This is a genomic window from Janthinobacterium sp. 1_2014MBL_MicDiv (assembly GCF_001865675.1).
GTDB lineage: Bacteria > Pseudomonadota > Gammaproteobacteria > Burkholderiales > Burkholderiaceae_D > Janthinobacterium.
Window position 1 is genome coordinate 4,587,476 of the sequence record NZ_CP011319.1, and the last position, 18,764, is coordinate 4,606,239.

15 protein-coding genes are annotated in these 18,764 nt (G+C 60.3%); 1 reads left to right on the forward strand and 14 read right to left on the reverse strand.

The window, feature by feature from the left end:
- Positions 1-44 precede the first annotated feature (44 nt).
- The 5 genes from wecB to YQ44_RS19770 all read right to left on the reverse strand — a co-directional run bounded on the left by wecB (position 45) and on the right by YQ44_RS19770 (position 5,612).
- Positions 45-1,154 carry a non-hydrolyzing UDP-N-acetylglucosamine 2-epimerase gene (wecB, locus tag YQ44_RS19750; RefSeq protein WP_071324834.1) on the reverse strand — a complete coding sequence of 370 codons (1,110 nt, stop codon included), beginning with the start codon at positions 1,152-1,154 and terminating at the stop codon, positions 45-47.
- The gene (locus tag YQ44_RS19755) at positions 1,151-2,041 is read right to left on the reverse strand and encodes a hypothetical protein (protein WP_071326634.1); all 891 of its coding nucleotides are present in this window, start codon (positions 2,039-2,041) and stop codon (positions 1,151-1,153) included. Before YQ44_RS19755 ends, wecB begins: the two co-directional genes overlap by 4 nt.
- A 47-nt stretch (positions 2,042-2,088) precedes the next feature.
- On the reverse strand, positions 2,089-3,180 hold the full coding sequence (locus YQ44_RS19760; protein WP_083411966.1) for a Gfo/Idh/MocA family protein: 1,092 nt from the start codon (positions 3,178-3,180) through the stop codon (positions 2,089-2,091).
- 74 nt (positions 3,181-3,254) lie between these two features.
- Entirely contained in the window at positions 3,255-4,277 is a 1,023-nt protein-coding gene (locus YQ44_RS19765; RefSeq protein ID WP_071324836.1) for a DUF354 domain-containing protein, read from the reverse strand.
- 54 nt (positions 4,278-4,331) lie between these two features.
- Positions 4,332-5,612: a nucleotide sugar dehydrogenase gene (locus YQ44_RS19770; protein ID WP_071324837.1), complete on the reverse strand. Its 1,281-nt coding sequence runs from the start codon at positions 5,610-5,612 to the stop codon at positions 4,332-4,334.
- A 331-nt stretch (positions 5,613-5,943) separates the two neighbouring features.
- Between YQ44_RS19770 and YQ44_RS19775 the strand changes: the two genes are divergently transcribed.
- Positions 5,944-7,038, forward strand: a complete 1,095-nt coding sequence (locus YQ44_RS19775) for a glycosyltransferase family 4 protein (protein ID WP_071324838.1) — start codon at positions 5,944-5,946, stop codon at positions 7,036-7,038.
- Between the two features lie 20 nt (positions 7,039-7,058).
- Here YQ44_RS19775 and YQ44_RS19780 read toward each other — a convergent pair whose 3' ends face one another.
- The 9 genes from YQ44_RS19780 to epsF all read right to left on the reverse strand — a co-directional run bounded on the left by YQ44_RS19780 (position 7,059) and on the right by epsF (position 18,755).
- On the reverse strand, positions 7,059-8,297 hold the full coding sequence (locus tag YQ44_RS19780) for a glycosyltransferase (protein WP_071324839.1): 1,239 nt from the start codon (positions 8,295-8,297) through the stop codon (positions 7,059-7,061).
- A gap of 124 nt (positions 8,298-8,421) precedes the next feature.
- Complete coding sequence (locus YQ44_RS19785; RefSeq protein WP_232250950.1) at positions 8,422-10,665, reverse strand: heparinase II/III domain-containing protein; 2,244 nt, start codon at positions 10,663-10,665, stop codon at positions 8,422-8,424.
- Positions 10,666-10,852: 187 nt separating this feature from the next.
- On the reverse strand, positions 10,853-11,791 hold the full coding sequence (locus tag YQ44_RS19790; protein ID WP_071324840.1) for a glycosyltransferase family 2 protein: 939 nt from the start codon (positions 11,789-11,791) through the stop codon (positions 10,853-10,855).
- The gene (locus YQ44_RS19795) at positions 11,791-13,218 is read right to left on the reverse strand and encodes an O-antigen ligase family protein (protein ID WP_071324841.1); all 1,428 of its coding nucleotides are present in this window, start codon (positions 13,216-13,218) and stop codon (positions 11,791-11,793) included. The genes YQ44_RS19790 and YQ44_RS19795 overlap by 1 nt, the downstream gene beginning before the upstream one ends.
- A 10-nt stretch (positions 13,219-13,228) precedes the next feature.
- Entirely contained in the window at positions 13,229-14,737 is a 1,509-nt protein-coding gene (locus YQ44_RS19800) for a lipopolysaccharide biosynthesis protein (RefSeq protein ID WP_071324842.1), read from the reverse strand.
- Between the two features lie 114 nt (positions 14,738-14,851).
- Positions 14,852-15,547: an exosortase-associated protein EpsI, B-type gene (gene epsI, locus YQ44_RS19805; protein WP_083411968.1), complete on the reverse strand. Its 696-nt coding sequence runs from the start codon at positions 15,545-15,547 to the stop codon at positions 14,852-14,854.
- Positions 15,544-16,449, reverse strand: a complete 906-nt coding sequence (gene xrtB, locus YQ44_RS19810) for an exosortase B (protein WP_071324844.1) — start codon at positions 16,447-16,449, stop codon at positions 15,544-15,546. Before xrtB ends, epsI begins: the two co-directional genes overlap by 4 nt.
- Positions 16,450-17,325 carry a chain length determinant protein tyrosine kinase EpsG gene (epsG, locus tag YQ44_RS19815; RefSeq protein ID WP_071326636.1) on the reverse strand — a complete coding sequence of 292 codons (876 nt, stop codon included), beginning with the start codon at positions 17,323-17,325 and terminating at the stop codon, positions 16,450-16,452.
- Positions 17,326-17,339: 14 nt separating this feature from the next.
- A complete protein-coding gene (epsF, locus tag YQ44_RS19820; protein ID WP_071324845.1) occupies positions 17,340-18,755 on the reverse strand; it encodes a chain length determinant protein EpsF in 1,416 nt (471 codons plus the stop codon).
- Between the last annotated feature and the right edge of the window lie 9 nt (positions 18,756-18,764).

Genomic DNA, 18,764 nt, shown 5'->3' on the forward strand with positions numbered 1-18,764 from the left:
CCTGTGCGCCAGTCCAGTCCTCTTTCAGCCTATCCCTTGCCTGCCTATGCCAGTTCCTGGTCCAGTTGCGCCACGATGCGCTGCGCGGCCTGGCCATCCCACAGGTGCGGGCGGCGGCCCTGCTTGCCTTCGCCGCGCAGCACCTTGCGCGCCTCGGCCACGATGCGCAGCGGATCCGTGCCGGCCAGGATATTGCTGCCCTCGTCGACGGTGACGGGACGCTCCGTATTGTCGCGGATGGTGATGCAGGGCACGCCCAGCGCCGTGGTCTCTTCCTGCAGGCCGCCGCTGTCGGTCAGCACCAGCGCCGCATCCTTCCACAGGTCGAGGAAGGCCATGTAGCCTTGCGGCCCCACCAGCGTGATGTTCGGTCCCAGGTCGATGCCAAACTTGTCGAGGTTGGCGCGCGTGCGTGGATGCACGGGAAAGATCAGGGGCAGGTCGGCGGCGATCTCGACCAGGGCGCCCGCTACCTTGCGCATGTCTTCGGCACTGTCGACATTGCTCGGACGGTGCAGGGTCACCACGCCATAGCGCGCGCCCGCGCCGCTGTGCGCCGCCTTGAAGGCCGACGTTTCAAATTGCTGCGGCGACTCGCGGCCCAGTTTTTCAGCCTGGTACAGGACGTTGTCGACCATCACGTGGCCCACGTAATGCACGGCGGCTTCCGGCTTGCCTTCGCGCCGCAAATGCTCGACGGCGCTCGGCTCCGTGACGAAGAACCAGTCCGAGATACTGTCCGTCACGAGACGGTTGATCTCTTCCGGCATGCCCATGTCGCCGCTGCGCAGGCCGGCCTCCACGTGCGCCACGGGAATGCCGAGCTTTTTCGCCGCGATCGAGCAGGCCAGCGTGGAATTGACGTCGCCCACCACCAGCACGGCGGCAGGCCGTTCGGCCTGGCACAGCTGCTCGAAGGCCAGCATGATCTTGCCCGTCTGTTCCGCGTGCGAGCCGCCGCCTGCCGCCATGAAGACGTCCGGCTCGGGGATGCCCAGCTCTTCAAAAAACACGTCGTTCATCTCGCGGTCGTAGTGCTGGCCCGTATGGATGATCTTGAACGCCAGGCGCGCATGGCCTTGCAGCGCGCGCACGATGGGCGCGATCTTCATGAAATTGGGCCGCGCGCCGGCCACCAGGTAGATCGTCTTCATGATGCCTGCTCCTGCGCCGCCGGCCAGTAGCGGTCCACCAGTTCGCGCGTGTTGCGGATATTGCCGCGGCTGGAAGCGCCAAAGACGATGGACTCGATGTTCGGCTGCTGGCACACCCATTCGATCGCTTCTTCGGGAGCGATGGCGCCCGAGGCGAAGACGGACATGGCGATCGCGCGGAACTTGCGGTCGCGCAAGGCGCTCTGGTAGGCGTCGAAGCCGCCGGACATGCGGAAGCCCACCTTGTTGATGTTCGAACAGACGATGGGGTTGTCGATGCCCTGCTCTTCGAGCACGTCGAGCAGCATCGGCAGATTCATCGTGATGAAGCCGGGCTCGGCGTTGTAGCGCTTGCGCACGTGATTGGAGAAGATCGAGAAGGCATCCTTGAAACCCAGGCCCAGCAACAGGTCGACCACCACGTTCTGCAGGAAGATCACGGGCGTATTCAGGCCGGCGAACATCTTCATTTCCGCATCCACCAGCAGGGTGATGATGCCTTCGATATCCTTGGTCGCCAAGGCCTTGCCGCCACGCAAGGCGGCATTCAGGAAGCCTTCATCGGGCGTAAAACGCTTGAGCGCGCCCATGATGCCGTCTTCCGTGACGGCATTCGCATACTTGTGGGCATACGGCATGCAAGGCATGAATTTGAAGTCCTTGTAGCGCACCGGGTCGGCGCGCATGTGATCGCACACCTGTGCGATACGGTCATGGGTCGTGCACATGAAGGATTTCACTCCTTCATCATAGGCACTATCGAGCACCTTGATAACGGCCTTGATATCCTGGAAACGCATGGCCTGGGCCCGCGCTTTTTCCTCCGACATATGATTCACGCCGAAGAACTGATTATCACCAAATAACAAACGATCGAGTTGATCCATTTCCTGCTCCATTCATATTTCGTATCGAATTCCTGCTGCGCGGCATGTCAGCGGCCGAAAAAGAAACCTTTTTTCTTTTTCGGCAGTTCCGGCAAGGCATCGCCGGACAGCACGCCAGGACCTTTTTCCGCATCGGCGATCAGCATCGAAATGACGCGGTCGGTCGCCAGCGCGGAAGCGAACGAGTTGACATTGTCGTCCGCGCGCTTGTCGACGATGCAACGGACAAAGTAATCGAGCTGGGCCGAGTACTCCTCGCCGCGCAGGTAAAAGTCGACCGGTTCCGTCAATTCCGTGGTGTAGCGCACGGTCCAGCCTTCGCCGTAGCCTTCCGGCGCGCCGCTGGCGTCGCGCAGATAGACCTGGATTTCCTGACGGTCGGCGGTGATGCGGCCGTTCTTGCCCCACACGCTGATCTTCGTCGACATCTTGCGGTAGGACTCATCGCTCCAGTTGACGGACAGCTGGGCGCTCTTGCCATCGGGGTAATACAGGGTGGAAAACACTTCATCGTCCGTGTCGGCCGAGAAAATCTTGTTCAGCACGGAGCCGCCCACGCCGCGCGGCGCGCCAAAATACCAGTTCAGCAGGTTCAGCGGATGGGCCGCGTAGTCGTACAGGCAGCCGCCGCCTTCCGAGCGCTGGGTACGCCACGTGGAACCCTTCGGCTTCAGCACCACCGGGCCGTAGGCCTCGGCCAGCATATGCGTCACCTCGCCGATCACGCCCAGGTCCAGCAGGCGCTTGACTTCCTGGAAGGCGCCGACGAAGCGGTAGTGGTAGCCGACCTGGTTGACCAGGCCTTTTTCCGCCGCCAGGCGGGTCGCCTGCTCGCCTTCCTCGGTATCGAGGCAGAACGGCTTTTCGCAAAATACGTGGATATTCTTGTTCAGCGCGGCCAGCACCATCTTGCCGTGCATGCTGGATGGCGTGGCGATGATGACGGCATCGAGTTCCAGTTCATTGAGCATGACGTCGAAGTCCGTATAGGTCTTGACGCCCGTATATTTGCCCAGGATGTCGAGCATGTAGCCGGTGGCGTCGCAGACGGCCGCCAGCGTGACACCGGGATGTGCATTGATCATGGAGTGATGGGACAAGCCCATCTTGCCCAAGCCTACTACTGCGAGGCGTATCATATTGTCCTGTCCTTTAGCGCTGCCGTGACAATGAGGGCCTGTGCCGCCATCGTCACGGATGTTGTTGATTAAAATTAGCCTTTGACGAGCTGCCGCTTGACCAGCTCATATGCGGCGCGGCCCTTTTCCAGCAGGCTGCGATTCGGCGGTTTCTGCGTGGCGCTGTCCAGGTAAGCCAGCGCCTGCGCGGCTGTCAAGTCGGGCCAGTGCTCGAAGGCGCCCACTTCCAGCAGGTGGCGGTCGACATCGAGCAAGGCATCCTGGTAGACGGAAATGGTGGGAATGCCCAGCACAGCCATCTCGCGCGTCATGGTGCCGCCGGCGCCGATGAACAGGTCGCAGTCGGGCGCGATATCGGCGATATCGAGCGCGGTGGTGACCACGCGCACGCCGGCAAACTTGGGATCCTGGTAATGCACGCCCTGCTCTTTTCCACGCGGCAATAACACGATATCGACCCGGTCTTTCATGCCCAACAGCAACTCATCAAGAAAATTGCGGCTGCCCTTGTAATACTGGGCCGTCCAGGGTTCCGGACGGATATACACCACGGGCCGCGCCCGCCCGGCCCGCTGCTGCACCGCTTTGGCGCCGAGGCGCTGGTCCAGTTCCCACAGATAGATCCCTTCCTTGACGCCCGGATAGTGCAGGACCTTGCGCGGATTGGCCCATTGCTTCTTCAATTTATCCATGCCGAGAAACTCCGGCACCATGATGCTGTTGGCGAATAAAAACGCGGGAATATTGCCTACCGCATGTTCGTTATCGTTCATGTAGATGGAACGGATACCCATCAGGCGCGCCACCACCGGCGAATGGAAGGAACTCTGCGAGATCGCCACGTCGATCTTCTTGCCACTCAGAAAGCGGCACAGCTGGTAGACGCGCACGGGGAAACCAAACAGCTTGGCCGACAGCTGGCCGCCATAATGCTTGCCCACCACCGTGTACTTGAAGCCATGCAAGTCGAGCAGCTCGACCGTGTTGGCCAGCGGCCGGCACGTGATCACGACCTCGTGCTCGCGTTCCAGTTCGCGGATCATGGCCCCAAACATATTGATGTGCGGCGAGTTGGTCAGTTCAAACCAGATACGCATGAATTACCCTTGCAACAATAAAAAAAATGCCGCGCCGATGCGCGGCGCCGGCCCTTACAGGCGCCAGACCTTGATGCCTGCCTCTTCCAGCGCCTGCTGGTCGAAACACGCCTTGACGTCGATGAAGCAGCCGCTCTTGATCAGCTTGCGCTGCAACTCTTCCACGGGCAGGTCGAGCAATTGCTGGTGCGACACGGCCGCCACGATGGCGTCGGCGCGCGGCAACTCTTCCCAGCTGAACAGGCGCACGCCATACTCGTGCATCGCCTCTTCCTGTTCCGCATATGGATCGTGCACGAACACTTCCACGCCGTAGGTCTTCAGTTCACGGATGACGTCGCCGACCTTCGAGTTGCGCAGGTCGGCGCAGTTTTCCTTGAACGTCAGCCCCAGCACATTCACGCGGGCGCCCTTGATGTAGCTGCCCGACGCGATCATGTTCTTGATGGTTTGCTCGGCGATGTACTTGCCCATGCCATCGTTGATGCGGCGCCCTGCCAGGATCACCTGCGGGTGATAGCCGAGCATTTCCGCCTTGTGCGTCAGGTAATACGGGTCGACGCCGATGCAGTGCCCGCCCACCAGGCCCGGCGAAAACTTCAGGAAATTCCACTTGGTGCCGGCCGCCTTCAGCACTTCCGACGTATCGATGCCGATCTTGTCGAAAATGATCGCCAGCTCGTTCATCAACGCGATATTCAGGTCGCGCTGGGTGTTTTCGATCACCTTGCACGCTTCCGCCGCCTTGATGCTGGAGCAGCGGTGCACGCCTGGCTCGACAATGGTTTCATACATGGTGGCAACGCGCTCGAGCGTCTGCGGCGTGTCGCCAGAGACAACCTTGATGACATTCGTCAACATATGCTTGCGGTCACCCGGATTGATACGCTCGGGGGAATAACCGACAAAGAAATCCTGCATCCACTTCAGGCCGGAAACCTCTTCCAGCACGGGGATGCACACTTCTTCGGTCGCGCCCGGATACACGGTCGACTCATACACGACGGTGGCGCCTTTTTTCAGGTACTGGCCCACCGTGCGGCTGGCGCCGATCAGGGGCGAGAAATCCGGGTTGTGGGCCTGGTCGACAGGGGTAGGCACGGCAACGATGATGATATCGGCCTCGGCCAGTATCTGCGGCTCGGACGAATACTCGGCCTGCACGGCCGCCGCCATTTGCTGGTCGCTCAGTTCGCGCGAAGGATCCGTGCCGCGCTGGCAAGACTGAACCTTCTCGACGGAAATATCAAAGCCGATGGTACGCCCCAGCTTGCCAAACTCCACGACCAACGGCAGGCCTACGTAGCCAAGGCCAATCACGGCAATCACACTCATAATCAGCTTTCAAAATATTAGGGAACGTATCTAAAGAGACAATGCAGCACGATGAAAAACATTGTCAAAGAAACTCCATTATAGAATAAAATACAATTGATGCAGCGCACCGTACGCAATTAAATTTCAAATGAAATATATTTCATAATGAAAAACATCATGCCTACGCCCGGGGATTGCCACTAAAAACGACACTTCCGCCATGCCACAGCGATTCTTCGTTTACTGTTGCAGGAACATCCACGCGTCTCGGTAGCGGCCACTTGCATGCCCACACGCCCGCAACACAGCCTTTTTAACAATATATTTCTTGCTGGACAGTATGAAAAGTATGATGAGTTCTTCCCCCTTATGCGTCATGATCGGTCCCGGACCACAATCCCAGGGTGGCATCGCCAGCGTCGTCCGCGTCTATGCGGAAGCAGGCCTGTTCGCAGACGGCGAAGTATGCATGTTGCCCAGTTTCAGCGAAGGCGGCAAAACCCACAAGCTGGGCGTGGCGGCACTCGCCCTGCTCCAGTATGCCGGCTTGCTAATGCGCGGCAAGGGGGCGGTACTGCACATTCATGTCGCCTCCGATGCCAGCTTCTGGCGCAAGTCGATCTTTATCTGGATGGCCTCCCTGGCCAGGCGCAAGATCATCTTTCACCTGCACAGTGGCGGTTTTGGCCGCTTCATAGACAATCTCGCGGGATGGCAGCGGCGCTACGCCATTGCCACCATCCGTCGCAGCAGTCAGTTGCTATGCCTGTCCACGCCGGCCCAGAACTGGCTGAAGCAGATAGCACCGGAGTTGCCGCTACGCCTGTGGCCCAATCCCGTGCCGGCATGCTTATTTGAGGACAACGAAGATCATATGGCACGTGAACCCGTTGTGTTGTTTTTGGGCGCACTGCTGCCAGCCAAGGGCGTCGCGGAATTGCTGCAGGCCTTCGCCACCCTGCATGCGGCAGATCCCTCTGCGCAACTGGTACTCGCCGGCAGCGGGCCGGATCTGGCGGCGTTGCAAGCGCAGGCTGCCGAGCTCCACATACAGGATAACGTGCATTTCCCCGGCTGGATCGATGCACAGGAAAAGGCCGGCTGGCTGCGCCAGGCTCGCGTCTTAACGCTGGCGTCCCACGTCGAGGGACAACCGATGGTCTTGCTGGAAGCCATGGCCAGCGGAACGGCAGTACTGAGTACCACGGTCGGCGGCATTCCCGACTTGATCGAGCACGGCGTGCATGGCCTGCTAGTCCCGGCACACGACACGGCGGCACTTACGGCCGAACTGCTGCGTTTATGGGGCGATGAGGCCTTGCGCAAGCGCTTGATTCAGGCAGCGCGTGCGCACGTCAGCGAGCGGCACCACGCGCTGCAGGTCAATACCGCGCTGATGCAGCTCTACCGGCAGCTGGCGACACCTGCGGCAGCGCCCCCCTGATCAGACACGGCACGCCAGGTTCAGCGTGCCGCAAGTTGGCGATATTCTGCGGCAACATCGTTGGCGATCACCTGGTAGCTGCGGTGCGATGCGATATATCCGGGCCCCGCGGCGGAGCGCGCTTTCGCGGCGGGAATATCGTGCAAAATATCCAGCAAGCCCTGCGCCATCGCTTCAGTCGAACTATCCACCAGCCAGCCAGCGCCGCTGTCGCGCAATACACGCACTTGGTCCGGATTGTCGTTGGCCACGACAGGCATCGCCAGGGCCAGGTACTCCATCAGTTTGGTGGGAGAGCATACGTCATGAATAAGGCCGCGGGGGAAATACGAGACAGCCGCATCGGCACTGGCCAGCAAAGTCCAGGCTTGCTGCGATGGCAGCCACCCCGTTATGCGCACGGCATCGGCCAGTCCCAGGCTACTGGCATGCGCGAGCAGGCGGTCAGTGTCGGCCGGCAAGGCCGACGCCCCGATCAGCAACAGCCGTGCCGCAGGGATCCGGGGGCGCACAAGCGCCAGCGCATCGATCATGCGTTCGATCTGCCGGCTCGCATCGAGCGTGCCAAGATAGGCAATCAGGGGACCATCCTGCCAATCGGGCGGACGCCGGGCATCCACCTGCATGCCTGACAACGATTGGGTATCCACGCCCATGGGCACGGCGCTCAGGCGCTCCCTGCGTATGCCCTTCTGCAACATCATCTGCAGCATCGCATCGCTCTGCACGAAAACATGCCGAGCGTGTGGCAGCACAACGCGATACAGGATGCGCTCCTCTATCAGCCCCTTCAACAGTACCAGGCGATTGCGCAAGCCGCCATGCGCCGCCAATTGCGCGCGCGCCCGGGCAATCCGCGCTTCGCACATGAGGAACGATACCCAGTACGCAAAGGGGATGCCCTTGCAGCGGGCGATCAGCAGGCCCAGCACGCCAATCGAAACCATGTCGCGCACCTGGATCACATCACACTGAGTCCGCTTCGCCTTCAGCAAGGCGCCAAGATAGGTGCCGAGATATGACAGCTCCCGGCGCAAGCGGCCGCCACGGGCGCTACCGGTGCGGACACGGGAAAATGCCGTGACCTCATCATTGGCCACGCCGCCCGGCTTGCCCACCAGGTCGCAATCGATGCCGAGACGCGGCAGATAGCGGCCAAACAACACCGCGACGTCGGCGCGGAAGGTGGGAAGCGGTTCAGGCACCAGTTGCAGGAGTCGCACCCTGCCCGGCGTTGTCACAGTCGCTTGCGTATCCATGAAAATAAACCTTGCCTAAAATATAATTTAATTATTGCAATTATATCATGGCGTTCAGCTTATCCCAGCAGTGCGACGCCCCTGTCCGGCCGGCAGATAGGGGCGCGGGCATTTTCTCAAGGTGTCAGTTCACAACCAGCACGCTCTGTGTGCCGACGGTAACCTGACGTCCGGTGGCAGTGGGAGTCACCGTCACGGCCGGATTCTTGCAGCCGACATCGAGCAGCATCAGAAAATCCACACTGGTGGCGGGCACTTCGTTCAGGAATACGGCATGGTCCTCGTAGGTGCCGGCCCGTGGCGGCGGCCCCGTTCTTTTTTCGAAACGCACGGCAGTCGCTCCGATGGGCTTGACGCAAACGGAACGTCCCTGATTCGAAATGGAGACCTTTCCTGCCGCATCGCGCAGTATCGGGGCCAAGGCGTGGAAATTCCATTCAAACGTACGCTTGGTGGCCGAACTCGCCTTATCGCGCACAATGACCGCATCGCTGCTGCGCAAATACCAGACCTGGCGTACGACGGAGCTGAGGGCGCCGGCATACGCCATCGTCGCGTCCCCCTGCACGAAGTCGAGTGCCGGGGTCGTTGAAAAGGCGGTAATCGTGCCGTTGTAAATCTTCGGTTCGCGGAACCCTTCCACGACCTGCCCCACCCCGCCGTCAAATGTCAGCGCATTCGTGGACTTGGTTTGGCGATACCAGCTGGTATGCATCGGCGACCCGAACCAGTCATACCAGCCTGTTTCGCTCAGCAAAGGAACGCCTGCGCTGGTCAACACGAAACCATTCTGGTTGCCATGGCTGTGGGATACCGAGCCATACGGACTGGATTTGAAGTATACGGACGTACGCTGCAGATTATTCAAGTCGCTATGCATCGCGGCCCAGCCAATACTCGGATACAAGGCGCCGTTGGCGGGAGGGCGCGGCGCGGCGGTCACGGTATTCACGGGCAGCGGGTACGGCGCCTGCAGCAAGCTCAAGGCATCCTCCGTACCGTTTATATTCTTCACATACCATGCCGCTTCCGGCGTGGCATAGCGGGCGACAAAAGCCTTCTGGAAGCGGTAGACCGGTTCGATTTCCTGTCCATCGCCGAAAAGATGGTTTTTGGCTCCCGGCGGCACGAAATGCATGAAAAACCGTGCCAGGCCAGCCGACCAGGGCTTGTTGAACAGATTGATGCCGGTAGCCTGCTCCAGGCCGGGCCAGATTTGCAAAGCATTATCGGCTGTAAATTCGGCATAGGCGGTACCTTCAGAAAAACCACCTTCCGGGCCGCTCCAGATCATCAGGGAACTGGCCAGATAGCGTACCGAGAAGTCAAACCACTTGTCGGCCTCGGGAATATCGCCCAGGGACAGGGAGGAGATCAGCGCCAGATAGCCCAGATTCGAACCGGCATGCGAATCATACGGATAATTGTCAATGCGGCCATTATTCGATGTCATGTCATTGTAAAAATCAATGACGCGCAGCTTGACCACATTCAACCACACCGCCTTGCGCGCCGGATCGAGCGCGGAACCCAGACTGTCCACGGCACGCACCAGTGCCAGGGACGTGGCGCGGCTGCCCTGGTCCTGGTTCAGATAACTTGTCGGGCCTGATGGGCTGAGAGCCGCCAGTGCATCGCCACGGCTCAGCGCCTCATTCAGGAAACGCTGCTCGCCCGTCAGGCGATACATGAGCGAGGCCGCCGTCAACTGCCGCGTATTCAAATTGATCGCTGTCCGAATCGACGTCATCTGGCTGGCAAAGGCGGCCGTGACCACTTTATCCGCAGACAGTTTCAAGGTCCAGTCGCTATCGCGAGGATAGGCCAGGGCTGTAGCCTGTCGCGTGACCTCGTTGGTCAAGCTGAGCAATGCCAAGCTGCGCTCGGCCTTGATATCCGCCGGCCAGGCGCTGGCCAGCGGCAGGTTCGCCTGCAAGCCGCGCGGTCTCGGTTTCTTCAGAATCGCGGCCCGCAAGTCGGCATTTTCCGGCAATTCAAATGGAATCGACGATGCACTGATCACAAAGGCGCGGTCGGCGGACCAATCCGTGCCACTTGTCGGACGGACGCGCCAGGTGTAAGTGCCAGCCGGCAGCGCTTTGCTCGGCAGATACCAGTTGCGCGTGCTCGTGTAGGTGCGCACCACGGTTGTCCCCGAACGTATCTCCAGCGTGTAGGAGGTAAAATTGGTCGGGTGACGTGCCCACGTAAAGCTCGGTGGATTCTGTACCTGGACATCCATATTGAACGGTGCAGGCCGCACGACCATGGCATCGGTCGATTGTGCCCAGTCTGCATGCGCGTAATGCGAATAAGGAAACAGCAACCAGGCTGCGCTGCACAACAAAGTGCGTTTAGCGGCTTTCATGCTTGTAGCCTCCATAAAAATAGAATGACATCCTTGCGGGCGGCGCCCATAACGCTGTGCCTCAAATTTGACGTCATCGCAAAGCTTCAGCACGAACACCTGAGGCGGTCGGCACTTATGTTGCAAACATTCTAATACATCAGCGCTTTCTGATTATACCTAAAGTACTTTCAGGCAATCCATAAAATTAGCTACGCATCCGCATTTCCCGCCACAATTCCCATCGTTTCAGCAGAGAACCATTGCCTACCGAACACATAATCAATGTAACCAACCATCGCAAATTAACCGCATGGCGGGCCGCCCTGCGCAGCGCGGCAAAGGCATCGGCACGGCGTCCATCCTGCAATGCATATCTGGCAACGCCAACGTATGCATCGGCAACGATACGTAATGCCGGCCGCCTTGAAGGATTGTCAACAGGTAATTGCAAGGCGCGCTCCTCCAGTCGGGAAAACACGCGCGGCATGACCCGCAGGTCGTACACGGTACACAGGCTGCCGGCGACATCCATCCGGTACGCAACCAGCTTGGCAGGACAAAAGACCAGTTGCAGACGCTCGGCCAAGCGAAACCATAAGTCCTGATCCTCGCCGAAATGATCGCCCTCCGGAAAACACTGTGGCATGGACTGCAAGGCTGCGCGAGGCACTGCGATTGAATTGGTGCAATAGAAAACGCCATGGGCGGCGCGGTATTCGTAAAAATTCTCCAGCGCGGAAAAGTGCGCGCCCGCATCGGTATCGAGTTGGCCATCCGCGGGATCCGTCATGCACAGGAACGAGGTGGAAAAAAAACTGCCTGCAGGATAGCGTTGGTACATCGCCACCAGAACCGCCAGGAATGCCGGGCCATACCAGTCATCGGCGTCGAGGAAGCACACCAGGTCGCCGCGCGCGGCGGCGATACCGGTATTGCGCGCGCGCGAAACACCGCCATTGGCCTGCCGGATCAAACGAATCCGCGGGTCGCCGATCGCCTCCACCATGGCGGCGCCGCCATCAATGGAACCATCGTCCACTACGACAATTTCAAAATCCTGATGACTTTGCGCCAAAACGGAAGCAATGGCAGAGGTTATATATTGCTCCTTGTTATACAGAGGAATAATGACCGAACACAACATTACGATAACTCTCCTTCCATGGCGTGGCGCCGTTGCGACGCCTGATCGCGCAGCGCCTGGCCAGCAGGAACGTAGTAACGCACCAGGACGGCCAACTGCAGCATATGAATGGGCAAGTCAGGCCCCAGGCTGGCCATGGACAGCGGCACCTCGCTGATCGATTTGCAAATGAGCAAAATAAAAAGCGCCAGCGACAAACCCTGGCTTGCCCGCACGGTCCTGGCGACAAAATACGCAATCACAAAGGTGTAGAACACGAGCCCGGCGGCCCCGATGCTGCCAGCGCTCGACAGGCTCTGGAAAAATTGACTATGAGCATGTGTCGCATAGGGCATGCCGACACTGTTACGGAATGCCTCGTCAAAAATATTCAGGCCATAGCCGAAGACGGGATACTTGCGCCACTCTTCGATCGCCACCTGCCATATCTGGTCGCGCCCCATGAAGGTCATCAGTTCGGCGCCGTCGCGTGTCGTGAAGAAGCGGGCGATTTTGTCACCCGCGCCGCCAAACATGAAGATGACCAGCATCGAGGCACCGCAGAACATCAGCGCCAGGACCAGCAGGACAGGCAGGTGAGGACGGCGGAAGTCCTGGATGCGCGCGTGGATTTCATCGCGCCGGCTATACCAGGCCAAGACCACGACAGACAGAACAAAGGCAATCCAGCTGGTCTTCGATTGCGTCAGGATCAGGCTGATGATGCCCATGGCCCAGCCAAAACGCATCAGCCAGCGATTTTTCAGCGGCTGGTACCACAGGCACAGCATGAACAGCACGCATAACGGCCCCAGGCTGTTCGCATGGCTGGTCAAGCCCGCATAGCGCAGCTTCAGCCCGGGAATCAATCCGTGATAGTTGGTGCTTAGAACAAGTCCATGCTTCCAGACGATGCAGGCGGCGCTGGCCACCAGCAAGGCATACAGGGCGTTGCGCAGCACGACCGTCATGGCATCGACATCGGCCTTGGTATTGGCGAACAATGCGGCCTGACAAGCGAGTAAGGCATACAGAAACTCGTGCGAAAGGTAAAAATACTGGCCAAAAAATGCCGGGCTCAACGTATTACTGATAAAGAATGCCCAGAATGCAAATATCAACATGCCCGGCAAAGGTTTGACATCGGTGCTCAGCAAGCGCCGCACTATCCGTTCGCCGCAGGCAAAAATCAGAAAGATGGAGGTAAAACGGCCTATCCATACAAGTATGGGACTCTTGTTGACGACGATCGCCAGCACGTCATCGGGAAAGGCAAGGTCTCTGCCCGATAACAACATGGACAATGCATAGGTGAGCAAAATCGGATAGGCAATGTACTGCACCAAGCCCAGTTCCCGTTTTTGCCCCCAATGCGCACTGAGGGCGACGCCCGCGACCACCACGATTGCGGCGATCAACACCACCAAGCCGACGATAAATTCAATCATATCAATCTCATCATACTGAACATTTACTACGAAGATAAACACCGACCCGTGCCGGCACCGGCGGACTGAAGCGTCCAAGCAGGTCGACGATGCGCCGTCCCAGCAATTGTGGATGAAGCAAGCCGGCCAGCAGGCACAGGCCGCCGCCGCCTAATGAACCGAGCAACAAGGCCGGCAACGGCCCGTGGCCATGCGCATGCCCCAGCAGCGACCCGCCATGCGCACCGGCCGCCGCCAGCAGCATCAGCACGACGGAGCGCCAGGCGCTGGGCCACAGGTCGATAATGCCCAGCTGCAAGCGCCGGCACGCCGTCACGCCGATCAGCAGCGCGCGCGCCAGCAAGGTGCCGGACGCGATGGCGGCCACCACCACCACGCCGAGGCTGGAAAACTGCCAGAGTGCGATACCCGCCAGCACGATCAGCGGCATCTGCAGCAGCGCCTCCAGGTGCTTGCCGCCCGTATTCCACAGTATGGGCGTCGACATGCCCCACGTGACATAGGCGGGCATGCCCAGCGCCAGCACCGTCAGCACGCGGCTCGATTCGCGCCAGGCATCGCCATACAGGGTGGCGATCAGGTCGCCGGCAAGGCAGGCCAGCACCACGAAGATGGGGCCGATGACGATCCAGGTGGCGGCGATGACGGACAGGTAGGCCTGCCGCAAGCCCGCCACGTCGTCCTGCAGGCGCGCGCCGGCCGCCAGGAAGGCCGGCTGCAAGGCGCTGAGGAACAGCGAATTGGGCGTGTTGGCCAGGTTGTAGCCCACCGCATACACGCCGACGGCGTGGGCATTCAGGATGCGGCCCAGGAAAACCCGGTCCAGGTTGTTCAAGAACCAGTTGCTCAGATTGGTGATGAAGACGGTGCCGCCCGTATGCGTCGAACGGCGCGCCCCCGCATACCACAGCAGCGGACGCAAGGAATGGGGGTGGCGGCAATACGTCAGCAACAGCAGGCTCAACGCCTGCACCAGCCAGGCGCTGACGAGGGTCCAGACGCCCGCGCCGAGCAGGGCCAGCGGAATGCCCACGCACAGGTAGCCCAGCACATAGCTGAGAATCTGCGCGATATTGAGCCAGCGGAAATTGAGCTGGCGCCGCAGCAGGTTGCTGCTGGGCGCCGTCATCGCGCTCAGCAGGCATGTCAGGCTCAGCCAGCAAACGATGGGCACCAGCCGCGGCTCCTTGAAGTAGGCGGCGATCCACGGCGCCAGCAGGTACAGGCCCAGCATGGCGGCCGCGCCGGACAGGCATTGCCACGTGAAGGCGAAGCGGATGTCGTCGTCATGCAGTTCCTGGTTTTGCACGAGGCCCCAGGCAAAGCCGAAATCGGCCAGGAAGGTACTCAGTGTCATGACCAGCAAGCCCATGGCGAACAGGCCGTAGATTTCCGGCCCCAGCAAGCGCGCCAGCACGATCTGCACGCCCATCTGCAGCACGAAGCGCGTCACCGTGCCGAGCGCTGCCCATTTGACGGCGCTTACCGCGCGCGTCTTGACGTCAGCGCTGGCGGACATGGCGCGACACAGGACAGGATGAGGCGCACTGGCGCTGCAACGTAGGGTTAATGGCAATTCCTATCGACAAAATATCAGGGCTCCACGCGGGCCGGCAGCGCCATTGCGCTCCGCTTATCCAGGGAAGTTGCCGATGATGCGCGCGCGGTCCTGCGGCTTCATGCCCGACAACATGGCGCGCACAAAACCTTCCTGTATCGCGTAGGCGGCGCCCGTGTCGCTGTCAATGCTCGACACGCGCACCAGCATGGCATCGGGAATCGCCCCGCTCAAGCCGTAACGCAATTCCTGCATGCGCTGGTCCAGGCCCGGCGTGAGCGCCTTGTCGCCGACGGTAATCCAGTAGGTGATCGGCTCCTGGCGCGGGCCATTCGTGGCATACAAATGTTTCACCGGCAAGGTGCCGTAATCGGTGCGCAGCTCGCTGCGGCCCGACTTCTGCACCTCGAAGCCCTGTGCGCCATAGCACACTTCCGGCAGGTGGACGGCCATATTGCTGCTCTGGTCGCCACCGTAGGCGATCGACAGCATGACGCGGTTGCCTTGCGGATCGACATAGGTGCGCGACAGGGTCTGGTTGTAGATCTTGTCCAGGCGCGCCTGGGTTTCCGGATCGACCTGCAGCGGAATGATGGTCGTGTCGATGGTCCAGCCACCGAACGCCACGGGGATGATGTCCGCGAGCTGGAACTGGCTCTTGCTGTCGGCAATCTTGACGCTCGGCGTCAAGTGCTTGGCCAGTCCGGCCGACGCCACCATCAGGATGCCGGCCAGCACGCTGACCTTGACGGAATTGGTCATCGATTTCATGCCTGGCTCCCCGATGCAGTGCGCGCGCGCAATTTAACGATCCATTGCAACAAGGTATCGGCAGACAGGATCAGGATCAGCGCCGTGATGAACAGCACCATGCCGGCGAAACCATGCAGGAAGCCCTGCCCCGCCGCATCGCCGAAGTAATAGGTAATCAGGGTCAGCACGATGACGCGCACGACGTTGGCCGAGAACGAGATCGGGATGATCAGGATGGCCAGGGCGATATTGCGCAGCGCCGACGTGTGGCGCACGACGTTCAGGTAAAACAGGCCCAGCGCCTCCAGCGACAGCAGGGTCTGCAGGCCGGCGCACGCGTCGGCCACCATCAGCTGGTACTGGCCGATCTGCAGGATCACGCCCGTGCGGGCGATCGGATAGCCGGCAAAGAACAGCAGGTGCTCGACCACGTACGACACGGCCATCTTCATCGGCATCGTCAGCATGATCACGATCTGGGCCGGCAAGGGCACCATGAACAGCATGAAGAAGAAGGGAAACCACAACACTTTCAAGGCACGCAAGCCCCGCTTCAGCAACAGTATGGCCGCCAGCATCCAGATGAAGGAGCCGATTTCAAAGGCCATGATATGTTGCGAACGGCCCAGCACATACAGGATCAGGGCGATGGCCAGCACCACCCAGCCCAGCGCGGTAGGTTCGCTGCCGCGGGTCTTTTCCAGCATGCCCGGCCAGTTGCGCCAGATCAGCCACAGCGACAGGACCAGGATGATGGGGCCATGCGCCTGCTCTTCCGTGGCCCAGATACCGGTGAACAGGCCGGTAAAGGACGGGATATACATGGCCAGCAGGCCGATGGCCAACGGCAGCCATTCCGGCAAGTATTCCTTACATTGCTGCAAGTTCAGGCCCGACCACCGCTTGGCTTGCGTATTCATTTAGAAGTCCACCATCACGGAACCGACCACCTTGGCGCCGCTCTGCACGATCTGCTCGGCCATGGCGTTGATATCGCTCAACAAGGATTGATTCTTGCGTGCCACGATCAGCACACCGCCGGCGCGTGCCGCAATGGCCATCGCGTCGGAACCGAGCGCATATGCGGCCACGTCATAGATGACGATGTCGAACAGCGACTCGAGTTCCGTGTTCAGGCTGGCAAACGAGCTACGGCTGAGCAACTCCTGCGGATTCGGCGGCAATGTGCCCGATCCCAGCACGGACAGGTCGACGAACGATTCGACCTTGGTGATGGCGTCGAGCTGGGCGCGGCCAGCGAGCACGTCGGACAGGCCCTGGCGCGTCTGGACATCGAAAATTTCATGCTGGCGCGGATTGCGCAAGTTGGCGTCGACCAGCAGCGTGCGTTCGCCCAGCTGCGAAAACACGACGGCCAGGTTGGCCGCAAACAGGCTGGCGCCGTCGCCGGACGCGCCGCCCAGCACCACCAGCGCCTTGTGCCCGCGGGCAAACCAGCGCAGCATGACCTGGCTGCGGATCGCGCGCAGGGTTTCCACTTGCGGGCTGAACGGTTCATAAGCTGCCACCAGCAGCTCCGAATACTTGCCCTCGCCTTTTTGCAGGTAGGGATAATCGAACTGGCGTGCCAGCACTTGCTGGATATCGGCTTCCGTGATCAGGCCCAGGCGCAGGGCCGCTTCGCCGAAGCGGATGCCGAGTTCCTTCTGCATGCGCAGCACGCGTTCTGCGTTCTCGGGCGTGATCTTGCCCGACTCGAGCAGCAGACCGCCAATACTGGAGTCGCCGGTACGTGGCACGGTGTTCATCGAAATGGGGAGCGCGGCTTGGTTCATCGTCATATCCATGTTTAACGTAAGCGCAGGCGGCGCGGCAGAATGCCGTTCAACACACCTTTTTTGCGCGGCGACTTGCGGGCATTCCAGTCGATGGCGCCGAAGACGGGAATCTGCAGCGTTTCTTGCAAGTCGGCTTCCGAACGCACGCGGCGATACAGCATCTCGATCACGATCGCCAGGCCCACGCCCAGCAAGGTGCCGAGGAAAATCGACAGCAAGGTATTGAGCAGCACGCGCGGACCGGCCGGGTCGATCGGCGGCACGGCAGGATTGAGCACGGAAATATCCGACTGCTCGGCCTGGCCTTCGATGCGCGTTTGCGACAGGCGCTGCGACGTCACGTCGAAGGCGCGCTGGGCGCTCTCGACATCCTTCATCAGCACGCCCATCTCGTCGCGGGTACGGTTCAGTTCCAGCACCTTGGCCTTTTGCGCCTGCAGGGCGGCGCGCACGGCGCCTTCGCGCTGCTGCAGGATCTGCGCATTGTTGCCCACGCTATTCGAGGTATTGGCCAGCTGTTCGCGCAGGTCGGCGCGCAGCTTGTCGACTTCCGCCTTGGCGCTCTCGTATTGCGGGTGATTGCGGCCCAGGCGCTGGGCGATTTCCGCCAGCTTGCCTTCGGCATTGCCCAGGCCAATCTTCAAATTCTGGATCAGCGGATTGGACGACACGTCGGGCGAGGCCATGCCATTGCTGCCCTGCGCCATGCGCTGGCGCGACGACGCTTCCATCGACTGGCCCTGGGCCATGACGAGCTGCGCCGACAAGTCATTCAGGCGGTTCGACTCCACATCGAGGCGGTTGTCGACGCTGACGATGCCATTGTCCTGCTGGTATTTGGAAAGCTTGCTTTGCGCCACTTCCAGGTTATCGCGCAGCAGCTTGGTCTGTTCGCTGAAATACGTCGAGACGCGGCGCATCGGATCGACCTTCAGCTGGATGCTGGTCTTCTGGTACTCGTCCGCGAAGGCATTTGCCACGGCAGCGACGAACTGCGGGTCGCTGCCCTTGAAGCTGATGTCGACCACGCTGCTTTCGCGCGATGGCACGATTTCCACCTTTTTCAGCAGCAGATCGGCCAGCCAGTCGCGCACGGTGCCGCCCTTGCCTTCCGTCGCTTCATTGAATTGCGCGATCACGGCCGGGCTTTCCGCCAGTTTCAAATGGTCGACGACGCGCAAGGCAACGTTCTTGCTGCTGATGATGTCGATTTGCGTCGCCATAAAACCAGGCAACAACTGGCCCGGCATGGCCAGGCCCGTCAGGGGATCGACACCTTTGTAGTTCAAGAGCAACGAACTTGTCGCCTTGTATGTTTTAGGCAATAGCAAACTGATCGACAACGTGCCGAGGACAGTGACCAGCAGCGTGATCAAGATCAACTTCTTGTGCGCACGCAGGATCAGTAGGAGCTGTGACAAATTCATGGGGAAACC